Below are 14,527 nucleotides of genomic sequence, written 5' to 3'. Positions count from 1 at the left end.
GAGTAGGTGAGGTCCCGTCCGTTCCGGGAGGTTTGACCGGGCTTAGGCGGGGGACCTGCTGCCGGACGTCTCTACCGTGATCGGGGGGCGGCCGGACGCCGAGCCGGGGTGCAACCGGACGACGGGGACGGCGACCGGGTTGGCGCTCTTGGAGGATTGACGGGCGGCGACTCCGGGCATACAGCGCGGTGATGAGGAAAGGAGGACAGCATGGCTGATGTGACGAACGCCCGCACATCCCAGAACGGGAGTGAGCCCTCCACCGCCGAGCTGGTGCAGCGGGCCACCGAGCAGGTCTCCCGCCTGGTGCGGGACGAACTTGCGCTGGCCCGGGCGGAGTTGACCCAGAAGGGCAAGCACGCCGGCATCGGGATCGGTCTGTTCGGCGGCGGCGGGGCGATGGCGTTCTTCGGCCTGGGCGCGTTGGTCGCCGCAGCGATCCTGCTGCTCGACCTGGTGCTGCCCGCCTGGGCCGCCGCGCTGATCGTGGCGGTCGCCCTCTTCCTGGTGGCCGGCGTCCTCGCCCTGCTGGGCAAGAAGCAGGTCAGCCGTGCGGTCCCGCCGGTTCCGGCGGACACGGTCCGCAGCCTCCGCGCCGACGTGGACACCGTCACCGCCGCGGTGAAGGACAGGGGACGGTCATGACGGGCAACGGGACCGGTGACACGGAGGCGCTCCGCGAGGAGATCCGTCGCACCCGCGTCGAGTTGGGCGAGACGATGGAGGCGCTGGCCGCCAAGGCGGACGTCAAGGCGCGACTGAAGGAGTCCGCCGGGCAGGCGAAGGAGCGGATGCGCGAGCAGGCGGCGCAGACCGTGGCCCGCGTGCGCGGGCAGGCCGTGCGCCGCGCCGAGGACGCGCGGGCGCAGGCACACGAGAAGGGCGAGTTGGTTCGACGCAACCCGGTGCCATGGGCGGCCATCGCCGCCGGTGCGGTGGCCACCGTGGTGGTGCTGATGATCGTGCGGGGGAGGCGTAGGTGAGCAAGGGCATCGGCAGGGCCGCGTACCGACCGGCCGGCGTGCTGCTGGGTATCGCCGCCGGTACGGTGGCCGGCGCGATCTTCCGGCAGGTCTGGAAGGTCACGGCGGGCGACGGCGAGGCGCCCAGCGCCACCGACGAGGACCGTGGCTGGGGCGAGATCCTGGCCGCGGCGGCGTTGCAGGGGGCCATCTTCGCGGTGGTCCGGGCCGCCGTGGACCGGGGTGGCGCGGTCGGCGTCCGCCGGATGACCGGCCACTGGCCGGACTGACCAGCGCGGCGACATCGGCCCCCTTCCCCCATCGACGGGAAGGGGGCCTTTCGCATGGCGTCGCACGCCGGCCAGCGATCTCGGACATCCGTCAGGTCACATGTCGGAGAAATTCGTCGGAGAGGTCGTGACAGGCTTTTTGGGTACGTGATTTGCTGTTCCACGCTGCTGCGAGATGGCGTGGGTTGAGAGAAGTCTCCTTCGTGGGGGCCGCCTCAGGCGCCGCTGCTCGAAACGGCCAATCGGCCGTACGGCGTGCACGGCCACCGGTTTTAGAAGGAGATACACATGGCGCAGGGAACCGTGAAGTGGTTCAACGCTGACAAGGGCTTCGGCTTCATCACCGTCGATGGCGGGGGTGCTGACGTGTTCGTCCACTTCTCGGCCATCCAGTCCAGCGGCTACCGCTCGCTGGAGGAGAACCAGCGGGTGGAGTTCGAGATCGCTCAGGGTCAGAAGGGCCCGCAGGCCGAGCAGGTCCGTCCGATCTGAGTAGTGCGGCCGGCCCCCGCCGGCCAGTGGGACGACCCGGCCAGTGGTCGTTGTGAAGCCCCGTATCCCGTCCGGGATGCGGGGCTTTCCCTGTCTGTCGCCCACCCCGGCGCCGTTGTGCGGACCGGCGGTCGCCGGGTCAGGGTCGGCGACGCGAGCGCAGGCCGAGCCAGAGCACGACCAGCCCGGCCAGGGCCACGACGGGGCCGAGCACCGCCCAGACGCGCTGGTCGGTCATCACGCTGCCGCTGACGTAGCCGAGCCCCTGCACCGTCCACACCGCACCGATCACGACGGCCAGCAGGCCGAGGGTGAGCGGAAGCCAGCCCCTCATCGCGTCCCCCCTCCGCGGGGTCGGCCGGCGCGCCGCCCCGCCGGGACAGCATGGCGGGTCGGGCGGCGCGGCGCGAGCACCCGCGGTGAGCGGGTCACCACCGGTCGTGCACCTGCGGGCGGATCAGCTCGTCGTAGACCTCGCGCACGCCGGCCACCTGCCCGGCCGAGAGTGGCGACAGGTCGGCCGCGGCGGCGTTGCGCCGGGCCTGGTCGGCGTCGCGGGCGCCGGGGATGACGACGGTGACGCCGGGCTGGTCCAGCACCCAGCGCAGCGCGAACTGCGCCATGCTGCGGTCCGCGTCGACCAGCGGCGCGAGCCGGCGTACGGCGGCCAGCCCCCGCTCGTAGTCGACCCCGGAGAACGTCTCGCCGACGTCGAACGCTTCGCCGTGCCGGTTGTAGTTGCGGTGGTCGTCGGCCGGGAACTCGGTGTGCTCGTCGTACCGGCCGGAGAGCAGACCGCTGGCCAGCGGCACCCGCGCGATGATGCCCACCCCGGCGGCCGCGGCGGCGGGCAGCACCTGCTCCAGCGGCTTGTGCCGCACCGCGTTGAGGATGATCTGGACGCTGGCCACCCCGGGCCGGGCGATCGCGGTGAGCGCCTGGTCGCAGGTCTCCACGCTGACCCCGTACCCGGCGATGGCCTTCTCGGCGACGAGGGTGTCCAGGGCGTCGAAGACCTCGTCGTCGCCGAAGACGGCGGTGGGCGGGCAGTGCAGCTGGACCAGGTCCAGGGTGTCCATGCCCAGGTTGGCCCGGGACCGGTCGGTCCACTGCCGGAAGTTGGCCAGGGTGTACGCCTCCGGCCGCTGCTCGACCCGGCGGCCCATCTTGGTGGCGACGGTCAGCCCGGCGTCGGGACGGGAGCGCAGGAAGCGCCCGATCAGCTGCTCGCTGCGGCCGTCGCCGTACACGTCGGCGGTGTCGAGGAAGGTGACCCCGGCGTCCACGGCGGCGGCCAGCACGGCCATCGCGTCGTCCTCGCTCACGGTGCCCCAGTCCGCGCCGAGCTGCCAGGCGCCCAGGCCGACCACTCCGACGGTCCGGCCGAGCCGGGTGAAGCTGCGCTGTTCCATGCTCTGAGCCTAGTGATCGGCTTGCCGGGCTGCCACGCGAGCCGTACGGTAAACAAGACGGACGTACGGTTTGGGAGGCGACGATGTGGGATCCGGCGACGTACCTGCGCTACGGCGACGAGCGCTCCCGGCCGTTCCACGACCTGGTGGCCCGGATCCCCGCCGCGCGGCCCCGCACGGTGGTCGACCTCGGCTGCGGCCCCGGCCAGCTCACCGCCACCCTCGCCGAACGCTGGCCGACGAGCCGGGTGGTCGGCCTCGACTCCTCGCCGGAGATGATCGACCGGGCCGCCGCGCTGGATGCCCCGGTCGACTTCGCCGTCGCCGACCTGCGGGACTGGCGGCCAACCGGCGACGAGGACGTGCTGATCACCAACGCAGCGCTCCAGTGGGTCCCGGGCCACCAGGCGCTGCTGCGCCGCTGGGCCGCCGACCTGCCCACCGGCGCGTGGCTCGCGATGCAGGTCCCGGGCAACTTCGCCGCGCCCTCACACCGGGCGCTGCGCGAGGTCGCCGACCGGCCGGCCTGGCGGGCGGAGCTGGCCCCGCTGCTGCGCGCCGACCCGGTCGACGACCCGGCCGACTACGCGGAGCTGCTGACCGGTGCCGGCTGCGCGGTGGACGCCTGGGAGACTACCTACGTGCACCTGCTGCCGGCCCGACCCGCCGCCGACCACCCGGTGCTGGCCTGGATGGAGGGCACCGCGCTGCGCCCGGTCCGGGCCGCCCTGGACGCCGCCGGCTGGTCGGCGTTCCGGGCCGAGCTGGAGGTACGGCTCGCCGCCGCCTACCCCGTACGGCGGGGACGGGTCTACTTCCCGTTCCGCCGCGTCTTCGTCGTCGCCCGCACCGGCGACCGTGCCGAGGAGAACCCGTGACCGACCTGTCCACCTTCATCGCCGGACTGCCCAAGGTGGAGCTGCACGTGCACCACGTCGGCTCCGCGTCGCCCCGCATCGTCGCCGAGCTGGCCGCTCGGCACGAAGGCAGCACCCCGGTGCCGGCCGATCCGGCGGCGCTCGCCAGCTACTTCGAGTTCCGCGACTTCGCGCACTTCATCGAGGTCTACCTGAGCGTGGTGGACCTCATCCGCGACCCCGAGGACGTCTGGATCCTCACCCACGAGGTCGCCCGGGAGCTGGCCCGCCAGCAGGTCCGGTACGCGGAGCTGACCATCACCCCGTACTCGCACGTGCGTCGGGGCATCCCCGCGCCGGCGTTCTGCGAGGCCATCGAGGACGCCCGCAAGCGCGCCTCGGTCGACTTCGGCCTGGACCTGCGCTGGTGCTTCGACATCCCCGGTGAGGCGGGCCTGCCGGCGGCCGAGGAGACGCTGCGCATCGCGCTGGAGGAACGCCCGGACGGGCTGATCAGCTTCGGCCTGGGCGGCCCGGAGATCGGCGTACCCCGGCCGCAGTTCCGGCCCTACTTCGACCAGGCTCGGGCGGCCGGGCTGCGCTCGGTGCCGCACGCGGGGGAGACCACCGGCCCGCAGACGATCTGGGACGCCCTCAACGAGCTGGGCGCCGAGCGCATCGGGCACGGCATCTCCGCCGCCAAGGATCCGGAGCTGCTCACCTACCTGGCCGAGCGCCAGATCGGGATGGAGATCTGCCCGACGTCCAACGTGCGGACCCGGGCGGTGGCCAAACTCGACGAGCACCCGCTGCCCCGGCTGGTCGAGGCCGGGCTGCTGGTCACCATCAACTCCGACGACCCGCCGATGTTCGGCACCACCCTCAACGACGAGTACGCGGTGGCCGCCCGGCTGCTCGGGGCTGGCCCGCAGGGGCTGGCCGGGCTGGCCCGCAACGCGGTGGCCGCGTCCTTCCTCGACCCCGCCGGCAAGCAGCGGATCGCCGCGGAGATCGACGCTCACCTCGCCGCCGTCGCCGGCTGAGCCGTTCGAGGGAGCAGGGCGCGCGGCGGGAGCGTGGGTGTGGGGGGACCTGGACTCCCGCCGCGCGCGCGGCTCCACCGGCCGGTGGGTGCGCGGTGCGCTGGCCGGTGGAACTGGTGGGTTCGTGCCTCGATCCTGACAGCCCGCGGCCGCTTCTCCACCGTCGTTAACCGTGATCTAAGGAAGACTTGCGCCGGCGCACAACCCCGGGGCGGTCAGCCGTCGGTGGGGCGCTGCCGGGGCCAGCGGCGGCCGCTGGCCTTCTGCTCCCGGACGTCCCGCGCCATCCGGCCGACCAGGCCGAACCGGCTGACCTGCCGGGGCGTCGCCTCCGGGTCGGCGAGCAGCATCACCACGCTGGCGCCGCCCAGCCGGGCGCGGTCGATGCTCACCGACCCGTTCGCCTGCAACGACACCCGCTTGGCGATGTCCAGGCCGAGCCCGGTCGAGCCCTGGTCGCTGGTGCCCCGACGCAGCGCCCGGTCCGGGTTGGCGATGCCGGGGCCCGCGTCGTCGATCCGGATCGCCACGTAACCGTCCCGGCGGGACACCGCCACCTCGAACGCGGTGCCCTGCGGCGTGTAGCGGAAGACGTTGCCGATCACCGCGTCCAGCGCGGCGGCCAGCTCGGCGCGCGGCACCGGCGCGGGGATGCGCAGCTGAGCGCCGGTCACCCGGTGCGGCCGGTTCTGGTCGCCGGCCAGCGCCGCCCAGAACACCATCCGGTCCCGCACCACCTCGCTGACGTCGCACATCGCCGGCCCGGCCTCGTGCGCCACCGCCTTGCGGGTCGTCTTGATCAGCACGTCGATCTCACCCTCCAGGGTGACGATCGCCTGCCGGATCCGCCGGATGCCGCGCCGCCGGTCCAGCTCCGCCTCGGAGAACGACCCCACGCTGGTGTCGTCGGACTCCAACGCCTCCGCGTCCAGTCGGAGCACGGTCAGCGGGGTACGCAGCCGGTGCGACAGGTCCGCCACCAGCTCCCGCTCGTCGGTGCGGGCCGCGTCCAGCCGGTCGGCCATCCGGTTGAAGGCGTACCCGGCCTCGGCCAGCTCGCGCGGGCCGGTCGGCTCCACGCGTACCCCGAGGTCGCCGTCGCCGACCGAGAGCGCGGCCTTGACCAGGCCGCGGGTCGAGTCCACGGCGCGGGCGGCGACCCGGTCGACGACCAGCACCGCCGCGCCGGCCATCGCCGCGCCGACCGCGAACAGCAGCAGCCAGGTGCCACCGGAGCCCTCGCCCAACGTCGAGTCCGGCACGAAGACCTCGACCACGGCCGTCCGGTCACCGAGGACCACCGGGTCGAGCCGGACCACCCCGCCGTCGACGTCGGCGACCAGCGAACGCCGGTCGGCACGTGCCCGGTCCAGGTCGGCGTCGCTGGCCCGGCCGGCGGACTCGTCGAGCCCCAGCCCGTGCACCACCGGTCGGGTCGCCGCGCCGTCGCCGCTGGCCACCACCGCCCGCTCGACCACCGCGGGATCGGTGCTCACCGCCAGCGCCCCGGTCACCAGCGCGCTGCGTCGGGCCGCGTCGCCGATCGCCTCCTCCCGGGTCTGATCGCGCAGGCTCAGACCGAGCGGGATCAGGAAGGCGAGCGCGACGAGGCTGCACATGCCGGCCGTGAGCAGGGCCAGCGCGGTCCTCAGTCCGGTGCCACCAGCCGGAACCCGACCCCCCGCACGGTGCGCAGGTAGCGCGGCTTCGCCGCGGACTCGCGCATCTTTCGGCGAAGCCAGTACAGGTGAACGTCGATTGTCTGATCCTCGCCGACCGATGGCTGCCGCCATACCTCCTCCAAGAGCTCCCGGCGGGACACTACCCGCCCGGGTCGTGCGGCGAGATACGCCAGCAGGTCGAATTCCTTGCGGGTCAGCGCCAGCGGCTCCCCGTCGAGGTGGGCGCTGCGCTCCCCGACGTCCACCCGCAGCCCGCCGACCGAGTGCACCGCCGGTTGCACGCTGCGGCTGGCCCGACCGGCCCGGCGCAGCACGGTGGTGATCCGGGCGTCCAGGTGCGCCCCGGTGAACGGCTTCACCATGTAGTCGTCGGCACCGGCGCGCAGCAGCTTCACGACCGACTGCTCGTCGTCACGGGCGGTGGCGATGATGATCGGGACGTCGGTGATGCCGCGCAGCATCCGCAGCGCGTCCGAGCCGTCCAGGTCGGGCAGGCCCAGGTCCAGAACGACCAGGTCGGGTGTCTCCGCGGCGACCCGGCGCAGAGCGTCCAGCGCGGTGCCCACGGCATGCACGGCGTGCCCCCGATCGGTGAGGGACCGCAGCATCGCGCCGCGTACGACGTGATCGTCTTCGACCAGGAGCACGGAGGCCACCCCAAGACCGTACTTGGCCTGGCAAGTTGATCGCGTTGCGGCGTACCTGACGAGCGGGCAAGCTGGTACGACGATGTCCTTCACCCTGTTCGCCGACGCCCGCCTGGCACTCGCCCGGGACAGCCTCGCCGGTCTCTCCACCGGCGACGCGCTCGGCGCGCAGTCCTTCCTGCCGGGGGCACGCCCGGAGGAACTCGCCGCAGGCGACCTGCCGCCCGGCCCCTGGGAGTGGACCGACGACACCGAGATGGCGTGCTCCGTCCTCGCCGAGCTGGCCGAGTCCGGCGGCATCGACCGGGACCGGCTGGCTCTGGCGTTCGCCGAGCGCTGCGACCCGCGCCGGGGCTACGGCGCCGGGGCGATGCTGATCCTGCGGCTCATCCGCACCGGCACCCCGTGGCCGGTGGCGGCTGCGTCCGCCTTCGACGGTCAGGGCTCCTGCGGCAACGGCGCGGCGATGCGGGTGGGCCCGCTGGGCGCGTACTTCGCCGACTCGACCGCCCGTGCGGCGGCGCACGCCGGCGCCTCCGCCGAGGTGACCCACGCGCACCCGGAGGGGATCGCCGGCGCGGTGGCGGTGGCGGTGGCCGCCGCGCTGGCCGCCCGGGCCCGCCTCGACGGGCACCGGCCGGCCCCGGAGCGGCTGCTCGCCGGGATCGCCGCCGCGGTCGATCCGGGCACCGAGGTGCACCGCGGCGTGCACCGGGCGGCCGGGCTGCTGGGCCGCCCGCTGCCCCGGGTGGTGGCGGAGCTGGGCAACGGCGCCCGGGTGACCGCCCAGGACACGGTCGGGTTCACCCTCTGGGTGGCGGCCACCCACCTGGACGACTACCCGGCGGCGATCCGGACCTGCGTGCAGGCTGGCGGGGACGTCGACACCACGGCCGCCATCGCAGGCGCGGTGGTGGCGGCGTACACGGGCGTCGGCACGCCCGGTGGGGTGCCCGAGCCGTGGCTGGCCGCCCGCGAACCGCTGCCCACCTGGGCGCCCTGACCTTCTGGCAAAGGCCGCGTTGAACCGTCGGCTGCGCTGGATGCCGCCGTCGATCGTGCGGCCCGCGGGCTGCGGGCGGTGTGGCCGGCTCGGCCGGTGTGGGGCGACTTCAGCCGGCGCGGACCGGGGTGGCGGTCGCGGGCTGCCGGCCGGGCCGGCCGCGCCCGCCGTCGCCGGCAGCAGGGTGAGCACCGGGGCCCGGTGCGCACCCGTGGCGTCCGCCCAGCGGACCACCGTGCCGTCGGCGTACGTCTGGACGACCTCGAACGTGAGCCGCTCGGCCTGCGGCAGCGGGCCCATGGACAGCGCCAGCCGGGCCGGGCCGGGCTCGCTCGCACCGACCCGGACCCACGTCACCGCGGTGGTCACCGTCGTGACCCCGGAGGAGTGGATGCCGGCCACCGGCCGGTCCAGGGTGCGGGAACTGATCCGGGGCGCCCAGCCGGTCACCGACATCGGGTAGACCTCGGCCACCGGCGCGTCGGCCGGCAACCGGACCTCGATCTGGCGGGTCGTCGTGCCGGGGCGCTCCTCCGGCACGGTGAACTCCAGCCGTACCGCGTCGCCCTGCCGGGCCTCGGTCGGGGTGGTCGTCAGGTCCGCCGCGTGCGCCGTACCGGGCCAGAGCAGCAGCCCGGCGGCGATCAGCGCGGTCGTCGCCGCGATCCGCCGCCGGCGGCCACCGCCGTACGTGCTCGCCATCTCGTGCCCCCATCCGTGTCGACGCGACCGGCACCGGTTCCGGCCACACCTCCTAGTTCGGCTCCGAGCGCCGAAAGGTTCAACGCGACCGTCAAGAGGGGGCCCTTCCGGTGGCGGAGGCGTGAAGAAGGTGCCCTTCCTCAGCTGGGGAGGGTGGACCGATAGCATCGGCAGGGGCCGAGGATCGGCTTCCGTTTCGTACCGCTTGGAGGATTCACCGTGTCCGCACCCCGTACCCCCGCCGTGGCCGACCCCGTCGTCGTCGCCGCCGGGACCACGGCGGCCGACGCGGTGGCCGCGGCCGGACTGCCCGCGAACGGCCCCAAGGCGATCGTCGTGGTCCGCGACCCGGAGGGCCGGCTGCGCGACCTGGACTGGTCGCCGGCCGAGGAGACCGTCGTCGAGCCGGTCAGCCTCGACTCGCCCGACGGGCTCACCGTGCTGCGCCACTCCACGGCGCACGTGCTCGCCCAGGCCGTGCAGGACGTGTTCCCCGAGGCGAAGCTGGGCATCGGCCCGCCGATCGAGAACGGCTTCTACTACGACTTCGACGTCGACAAGCCGTTCCAGCCCGACGACCTCAGCAAGCTCGAGAAGCGCATGCAGGAGATCATCAAGAGCGGGCAGCGGTTCCGCCGGCGTCGCTTCGGCAGCCTGGACGAGGCGCGCGCCGAGTTGGCCGACGAGCCGTTCAAGCTGGAGTTGATCGAGGTCAAGGGCGAGGGCCTGGACACCGACGAGGTGATGGAGGTCGGCGGCGGCGAGCTGACCATCTACGACAACCTCGACCCCAAGGAGGACAAGGTCTGCTGGTCGGACCTGTGCCGGGGCCCGCACCTGCCGACCACCCGGCTGATCGGCGCGTTCAAGCTGATGCGCTCGGCCGCCGCGTACTGGCGCGGGTCGGAGAAGAACCCGCAACTGCAGCGGGTGTACGGCACCGCGTGGCCCACCCGCGACGAGCTGAAGGCGTACCTGAAGCTGCTGGAGGAGGCCGCCCGGCGCGACCACCGCAAGCTCGGCGCGGACCTGGACCTGTTCAGCTTCCCCGACGAGATCGGTTCCGGCCTGGCGGTCTTCCACCCCAAGGGCGGCATCATCCGCCGGGAGATGGAGAACTACTCCCGCCAGCGCCATGAGGCCGCCGGGTACGAGTTCGTCAACACCCCGCACATCACCAAGGCGCAGCTGTTCCAGACCTCCGGGCACCTGCCGTACTACGCGGACACCATGTTCCCGCCCATGCAGCTGGAGGGCGCGGACTACTACCTCAAGGCGATGAACTGCCCGATGCACAACCTGATCTTCAGGTCGCGCGGGCGGTCGTACCGGGAGCTGCCGCTGCGGATGTTCGAGTTCGGCACGGTCTACCGGTACGAGAAGTCCGGCGTCGTGCACGGCCTGACCCGGGTACGCGGCCTGACCCAGGACGACTCGCACATCTACTGCACCCGTGAGCAGATGGCCGGCGAGCTGTCCACGCTGCTCAGTTTCGTGCTGGACCTGCTGCGCGACTACGGCCTGGACGACTTCTACCTGGAGCTGTCCACCCGGGACGACTCGCCGAAGTTCATCGGCGCCGACGAGGACTGGGCGGAGGCCACCGAGGCGCTGCGCACCGCCGCCGCGACGTCCGGCCTGGAGCTGGTGCCCGACCCGGGTGGCGCGGCGTTCTACGGGCCGAAGATCTCGGTGCAGGCCCGGGACGCGATCGGCCGCACCTGGCAGATGTCCACGATCCAGGTCGACTTCAACCAGCCGGAGCGGTTCGGGCTGGAGTACCAGGCGGCCGACGGCAGCCGGCAGCAACCCGTGATGATCCACCGGGCGTTGTTCGGCTCGATCGAGCGGTTCTTCGGGGTGCTCACCGAGCACTACGCGGGGGCGTTCCCGGCCTGGCTGGCCCCGGTGCAGGTGGTCGGCATCCCGATCCGCGAGGACCACGCCGACTACCTGCACGGCTTCGTCGCGGCGCTGCGCGCCGAGGGGATCCGGGCACAGGTGGACGCGGGTGACGACCGGATGCAGAAGAAGATCCGCACCGCGCAGCAGCAGAAGATCCCGTTCATGGTGATCGCCGGCGACGACGACGTGGCCGCCGGCACGGTCTCCTTCCGCTACCGCGACGGCTCGCAGCGCAACGGGGTGCCGGTCGCCGAGGCGGTGACCCACGTCCTCGACGTGGTCAGCTCCCGCACGAACATCGGCCCCTCCGCCGCCGCGGAGTAGCGTGCCGGCCGCGATCGGTGATGATCGTGCCCGATCCATGAAGTAGTGGCCTCCCCGACGCGGGGAGGCCACTACTTCCGTGTTCGAGCACGATCTCGGGTGGGCGACCCGGCGTCAGATCCCGCAGTTGGGCGCCGACCAGGTCCGGGTGGACTTGTGCGCGACGTGGGTGTGGTCGTCGTGGCCCGGGTAGCCGGGGCCGAGGATCTCGTTGAAGCCGTGGCTGCGGGCCTGCTGGGCGAGGCGGCACAGTGAGTGCGGGGTGGCGCCGAGGTCGGCGGCGTCGCCGTAGAGGTGCCGGCTGGTCGACGACCCGCCGACCGCGCTGTTGCAGGCGTAGCTACGGAACGCGCTGGTGACCCGGATCTGCTGGTCGCCGAGCGCGTGCCGCATGGCCTGGAGCTTCCACATGGAGACCCGGGCGTTGAACCGGGCGGTGCTGGCCGACACCGCCCCGCCGGACCAGTCGCTGTTGCAGTCGTTGAACTCGGCGTAGTCGAAGTTGACCGGCGTGCAGTCGTCGTCCTGGAGGGCGTAGATCCGGTTGAAGGTCTGCGGGCCGGCGATGCCGTCCGCGGGCAGCCCGTACGCCTGCTGGAAGCGAAGCACGGCGGACCGGGTGGCCGGGCCGTACGCGCCGTCGATGGTGAGCACGGTGCCGTAGTCGGGGTAGCCGGCGACCCGGACCTGGAGTTGCCGGACGTCCTCGCCGGACATCCCCTGGGACAGCATGCGTCCCCAGGTGTAGCAGCCGTCCGCGTGCGCGGCGCCGGCGGTCAGGGTGACGCCGAGCACGGTGCTGACGGCGGTCAGCGCGATGGCCGCGAGAAAGGTGCCGATTCGTCGGATCACAAAGTCCTCCATCGGTTCATGGAAGTACATGAATGAATGGGAGTTTCATGGCTCGGCCCTCGTTCGTCAACAACTTCCAACCGACGCGTTTCTGAACAGCCGCCAATCCCATCGCCCCCATGGGTCGGTGGCAGCCGTCGCCACCGACCGGAACGGTCCGTAGGATCGCCTCTGTGACTGGGGCGGAACGGCACACGGACAGCGGCATGGCCGACGGCCTGGAGCGGCTCTGGACGCCGCACCGGATGACGTACATCTCCGGGGAGGACCGCCCGGCCGAGGGCTACGAGAAGCCCACCGGCTGCCCGTTCTGCCGGGCGCCCAAGCTGCCGCCGGAGGAGAGCCTCGTCGTGGCCCGCGGCGAGCACGTCTTCGTGGTGCTCAACCTCTACCCGTACAACCCGGGCCACCTGCTGGTCTGCCCCTACCGGCACGTCGCCGACTACACCGACCTGGACGAGCCGGAAACCGTCGAGCTGGCGTCGTACACCCAGACCGCGATGCGGGTGATCCGCAAGGTCAGCAACGCGCACGGCTTCAACCTGGGAATGAACCAGGGCGGGGTGGCCGGCGCCGGCATCGCCGCGCACCTGCACCAGCACGTGGTGCCGCGCTGGGGCGGCGACGCCAACTTTATGCCGGTGATCGGCCGCACCAAGGTCCTGCCGCAGCTGCTCGGCGACACCCGCGACCTGCTCGCCCGCGCCTGGCCGTCCTGACCGTCGCGCGGCCTGCGCGCCGGTCGGGCTAGCCGGCGCGCAGCAGGGCGGTCAGCTCCGGCCAGGTCTCCACCCGGTGTACGCCGGGCAGCAGCGCGGCGTGCGCGGCGACCTCCGCCGGGCGGGGCCGGAACAGGTAGCGGTGCGGCACCGAGTCGAGGTAGCCGAGCACCTCCAGTTTGTCGTCCACGAAGTGGGTCAGCCCGAGCCGCCGGGCGATCGGCGCCTTGTCCGGCCGGGTCCGGCAGAAGTGCACCCGCTCGGCGGGGATCCCGGTGCGGGCCGGAAAGTCGTGGTGGGCCAGCCACTCCCGGGTCCGGCGTTCGGTCGCCTCGCCGCACTTGGAGACCAGGTGCACCTCGTCGAAGGCCGGGCCGAGCGCCGCGAGCGCGTCGAACGCCCCGTCCACGCTCGGAGTACGCAGGTAGTTCGCGCCGAAGAAGGACGTGTCGTCGTCCTCGTCGGTCGGCTCGATGATCACGCCGCCGATGTCCACGCCCAGCCGCCGCATGCCGCCGATCATGCCGCACCGCGTCGGCGTCCGCGCCCCGGCCTCCCCGGCCCGGGAAGTGCTACGCCCCGACCCGGTGGAGGTGGCACGATCGTTCGATGGCAGTCACGACACGGACGTTGGGGCGCAGCGGCATCGAGGTCAGCGCCCTCGGCATGGGGTGCTGGGCGATCGGCGGCCCCTGGGCCGAGGGCACCCAGCCGCTGGGCTGGGGCGCGGTCGACGACGACGAGTCGGTGCGGGCCGTGCGCCGCGCGCTCGACCTGGGCGTCACCCTCTTCGACACCGCCGACACCTACGGCGCGGGGCACGGTGAGCGGGTGCTCGGGCGTGCGCTCGCCGGCCGCCGCGACGAGGCCGTGATCGCCACCAAGTGGGGCTACACCTTCGACGAGGCGAGCCGGCAGGCGACGGGGGAGGACGCCTCGCCCGCGTACCTGCGGCGGGCGGTCACCGACTCGCTGCGCCGGCTGGACACCGACCGGATCGACCTCTACCAGCTGCACCTCGCCGACCTGTCGGTGCCTCGGGCCGAGGCGCTGATCGGCACCTGCGAGGACCTGGTCACCGAGGGCCTGATCCGGGCGTACGGGTGGAGCACCGACCGCCCCGACCGGGCCACCGCGTTCGGGCACGCCGCCGCCGGTGCCACCGCCGTGCAGCACACCCTGTCGGTGCTGCGCGACGCCCCCGAGCTGCTCGCCGTGTGCGACAAGTACGACCTGGCCAGCGTCAACCGGGGGCCGCTGGGGATGGGCCTGCTCACCGGCAAGTACTCGGCCGCCTCCACGCTGCCCCGCGACGACGTGCGCGGGCTGACGCCCGGCTGGCTGGAGTGGTTCCGTGGCGGCCGGCCGGCGCCGGAGTGGCTGCGCCGGGTCGGCGCGGTGCGCGCCGCCCTCACCGCCGACGGCCGCACCCTCGCGCAGGGCGCGCTGGGGTGGATCTGGGCGCGCAGCGGGCGCACCATCCCGATCCCGGGCTGTCGTACGGTCGCGCAGGTCGAGGAGAACGCGGCAGCGCTGCACCGGGGCCCACTGCCGCCGGACCAGTTCGCCGAGGTGGAACGCCAACTCGCCGCCCTGCGCACCGCCGCCCTGCGTGACGCCGACCGCCCCCACTGGCC

At 73.3% G+C, this 14,527-nt stretch carries 16 protein-coding genes and 1 pseudogene; 10 read left to right on the top strand and 7 right to left on the bottom strand.

Translation table 11 applies throughout. The features are described from left to right. Positions 1-210 precede the first annotated feature (210 nt). From DKT68_RS05395 to DKT68_RS05380, 4 genes are all read left to right on the top strand, one after another. Positions 211-645 (top strand): phage holin family protein, encoded by a 435-nt coding sequence (locus DKT68_RS05395; protein ID WP_109816316.1) that lies wholly within the window; start codon positions 211-213, stop codon positions 643-645. After that, entirely contained in the window at positions 642-983 is a 342-nt protein-coding gene (locus tag DKT68_RS05390) for a DUF3618 domain-containing protein (RefSeq protein ID WP_109816315.1), read from the top strand. The genes DKT68_RS05395 and DKT68_RS05390 overlap by 4 nt, the downstream gene beginning before the upstream one ends. After that, on the top strand, positions 980-1,252 hold the full coding sequence (locus tag DKT68_RS05385) for a DUF4235 domain-containing protein (RefSeq protein ID WP_109816314.1): 273 nt from the start codon (positions 980-982) through the stop codon (positions 1,250-1,252). Before DKT68_RS05390 ends, DKT68_RS05385 begins: the two co-directional genes overlap by 4 nt. A 288-nt stretch (positions 1,253-1,540) precedes the next feature. Next, positions 1,541-1,744, top strand: coding sequence for a cold-shock protein (locus DKT68_RS05380; protein ID WP_088962828.1), 204 nt, complete (start codon positions 1,541-1,543; stop codon positions 1,742-1,744). A gap of 139 nt (positions 1,745-1,883) precedes the next feature. Here DKT68_RS05380 and DKT68_RS05375 read toward each other — a convergent pair whose 3' ends face one another. Both DKT68_RS05375 and DKT68_RS05370 read right to left on the bottom strand, forming a co-directional pair. After that, on the bottom strand, positions 1,884-2,078 hold the full coding sequence (locus tag DKT68_RS05375; protein WP_109816313.1) for a hypothetical protein: 195 nt from the start codon (positions 2,076-2,078) through the stop codon (positions 1,884-1,886). A 94-nt stretch (positions 2,079-2,172) separates the two neighbouring features. Then, positions 2,173-3,156, bottom strand: coding sequence for an aldo/keto reductase (locus tag DKT68_RS05370; RefSeq protein WP_109816312.1), 984 nt, complete (start codon positions 3,154-3,156; stop codon positions 2,173-2,175). Positions 3,157-3,239: 83 nt separating this feature from the next. On the opposite strand from DKT68_RS05370, the gene DKT68_RS05365 reads away from it, so the two are divergent. After that, a complete protein-coding gene (locus tag DKT68_RS05365) occupies positions 3,240-4,034 on the top strand; it encodes a trans-aconitate 2-methyltransferase (RefSeq protein ID WP_109816311.1) in 795 nt (264 codons plus the stop codon). Continuing rightward, positions 4,031-5,056 (top strand): adenosine deaminase, encoded by a 1,026-nt coding sequence (locus tag DKT68_RS05360; protein ID WP_109816310.1) that lies wholly within the window; start codon positions 4,031-4,033, stop codon positions 5,054-5,056. Before DKT68_RS05365 ends, DKT68_RS05360 begins: the two co-directional genes overlap by 4 nt. A gap of 215 nt (positions 5,057-5,271) precedes the next feature. Here DKT68_RS05360 and DKT68_RS05355 read toward each other — a convergent pair whose 3' ends face one another. Both DKT68_RS05355 and DKT68_RS05350 read right to left on the bottom strand, forming a co-directional pair. Next, positions 5,272-6,675 (bottom strand): HAMP domain-containing sensor histidine kinase, encoded by a 1,404-nt coding sequence (locus DKT68_RS05355; RefSeq protein WP_201748911.1) that lies wholly within the window; start codon positions 6,673-6,675, stop codon positions 5,272-5,274. Positions 6,676-6,704: 29 nt separating this feature from the next. Continuing rightward, positions 6,705-7,394, bottom strand: coding sequence for a response regulator transcription factor (locus DKT68_RS05350; RefSeq protein WP_109816309.1), 690 nt, complete (start codon positions 7,392-7,394; stop codon positions 6,705-6,707). A 73-nt stretch (positions 7,395-7,467) separates the two neighbouring features. Here DKT68_RS05350 and DKT68_RS05345 point away from each other — a divergent pair, with 73 nt between their 5' ends. Beyond that, positions 7,468-8,388, top strand: coding sequence for an ADP-ribosylglycohydrolase family protein (locus tag DKT68_RS05345; RefSeq protein ID WP_109816308.1), 921 nt, complete (start codon positions 7,468-7,470; stop codon positions 8,386-8,388). Between the two features lie 252 nt (positions 8,389-8,640). On the opposite strand, the pseudogene DKT68_RS32615 reads toward DKT68_RS05345, so the two are convergent. Next, positions 8,641-9,090 (bottom strand): annotated as a pseudogene (locus DKT68_RS32615) (DUF1775 domain-containing protein); the annotation flags it as partial. Between the two features lie 219 nt (positions 9,091-9,309). Here DKT68_RS32615 and thrS point away from each other — a divergent pair. Further along, on the top strand, positions 9,310-11,319 hold the full coding sequence (thrS, locus tag DKT68_RS05335) for a threonine--tRNA ligase (protein WP_109816307.1): 2,010 nt from the start codon (positions 9,310-9,312) through the stop codon (positions 11,317-11,319). Positions 11,320-11,433: 114 nt separating this feature from the next. Here the strand turns inward: thrS and DKT68_RS32520 are convergent, their stop codons facing one another. Beyond that, a complete protein-coding gene (locus DKT68_RS32520) occupies positions 11,434-12,171 on the bottom strand; it encodes a D-Ala-D-Ala carboxypeptidase family metallohydrolase (protein ID WP_330848927.1) in 738 nt (245 codons plus the stop codon). Positions 12,172-12,377: 206 nt separating this feature from the next. Between DKT68_RS32520 and DKT68_RS05325 the strand changes: the two genes are divergently transcribed. Beyond that, positions 12,378-12,890 (top strand): HIT family protein, encoded by a 513-nt coding sequence (locus DKT68_RS05325; protein ID WP_201748912.1) that lies wholly within the window; start codon positions 12,378-12,380, stop codon positions 12,888-12,890. A gap of 28 nt (positions 12,891-12,918) precedes the next feature. Here the strand turns inward: DKT68_RS05325 and DKT68_RS05320 are convergent, their stop codons facing one another. Then, positions 12,919-13,401 carry a hypothetical protein gene (locus tag DKT68_RS05320; protein ID WP_236646727.1) on the bottom strand — a complete coding sequence of 161 codons (483 nt, stop codon included), beginning with the start codon at positions 13,399-13,401 and terminating at the stop codon, positions 12,919-12,921. 98 nt (positions 13,402-13,499) lie between these two features. On the opposite strand from DKT68_RS05320, the gene DKT68_RS05315 reads away from it, so the two are divergent. Next, positions 13,500-14,527, top strand: a 1,028-nt coding sequence (locus DKT68_RS05315; RefSeq protein WP_109816317.1) for an aldo/keto reductase, incomplete at its 3' end; no start/stop codon positions are given.

It is taken from the genome of Micromonospora acroterricola, from assembly GCF_003172955.1.
Classification (GTDB): Bacteria; Actinomycetota; Actinomycetes; order Mycobacteriales; family Micromonosporaceae; genus Micromonospora; species Micromonospora acroterricola.
The sequence above is the reverse complement of the archived record's forward strand: the minus strand, read 5'-3'. Positions and strand labels throughout refer to the sequence as shown.

What these genes read in the sequence shown, in the direction of transcription:
- DKT68_RS05395 (WP_109816316.1), top strand. Translation starts at nt 211, where the DNA reads ATGGCTGATGTGACGAACGCCCGCACATCCCAGAACGGGAGTGAGCCC.
- DKT68_RS05390 (WP_109816315.1), top strand. Translation starts at nt 642, where the DNA reads ATGACGGGCAACGGGACCGGTGACACGGAGGCGCTCCGCGAGGAGATC.
- DKT68_RS05380 (WP_088962828.1), top strand. Translation starts at nt 1,541, where the DNA reads ATGGCGCAGGGAACCGTGAAGTGGTTCAACGCTGACAAGGGCTTCGGC.
- DKT68_RS05375 (WP_109816313.1), bottom strand. Translation starts at nt 2,078, where the DNA reads ATGAGGGGCTGGCTTCCGCTCACCCTCGGCCTGCTGGCCGTCGTGATC.
- DKT68_RS05370 (WP_109816312.1), bottom strand. Translation starts at nt 3,156, where the DNA reads ATGGAACAGCGCAGCTTCACCCGGCTCGGCCGGACCGTCGGAGTGGTC.
- DKT68_RS05365 (WP_109816311.1), top strand. Translation starts at nt 3,240, where the DNA reads ATGTGGGATCCGGCGACGTACCTGCGCTACGGCGACGAGCGCTCCCGG.
- DKT68_RS05355 (WP_201748911.1), bottom strand. Translation starts at nt 6,675, where the DNA reads ATGTGCAGCCTCGTCGCGCTCGCCTTCCTGATCCCGCTCGGTCTGAGC.
- DKT68_RS05345 (WP_109816308.1), top strand. Translation starts at nt 7,468, where the DNA reads ATGTCCTTCACCCTGTTCGCCGACGCCCGCCTGGCACTCGCCCGGGAC.
- DKT68_RS05325 (WP_201748912.1), top strand. Translation starts at nt 12,378, where the DNA reads ATGGCCGACGGCCTGGAGCGGCTCTGGACGCCGCACCGGATGACGTAC.
- DKT68_RS05320 (WP_236646727.1), bottom strand. Translation starts at nt 13,401, where the DNA reads ATGCGGCGGCTGGGCGTGGACATCGGCGGCGTGATCATCGAGCCGACC.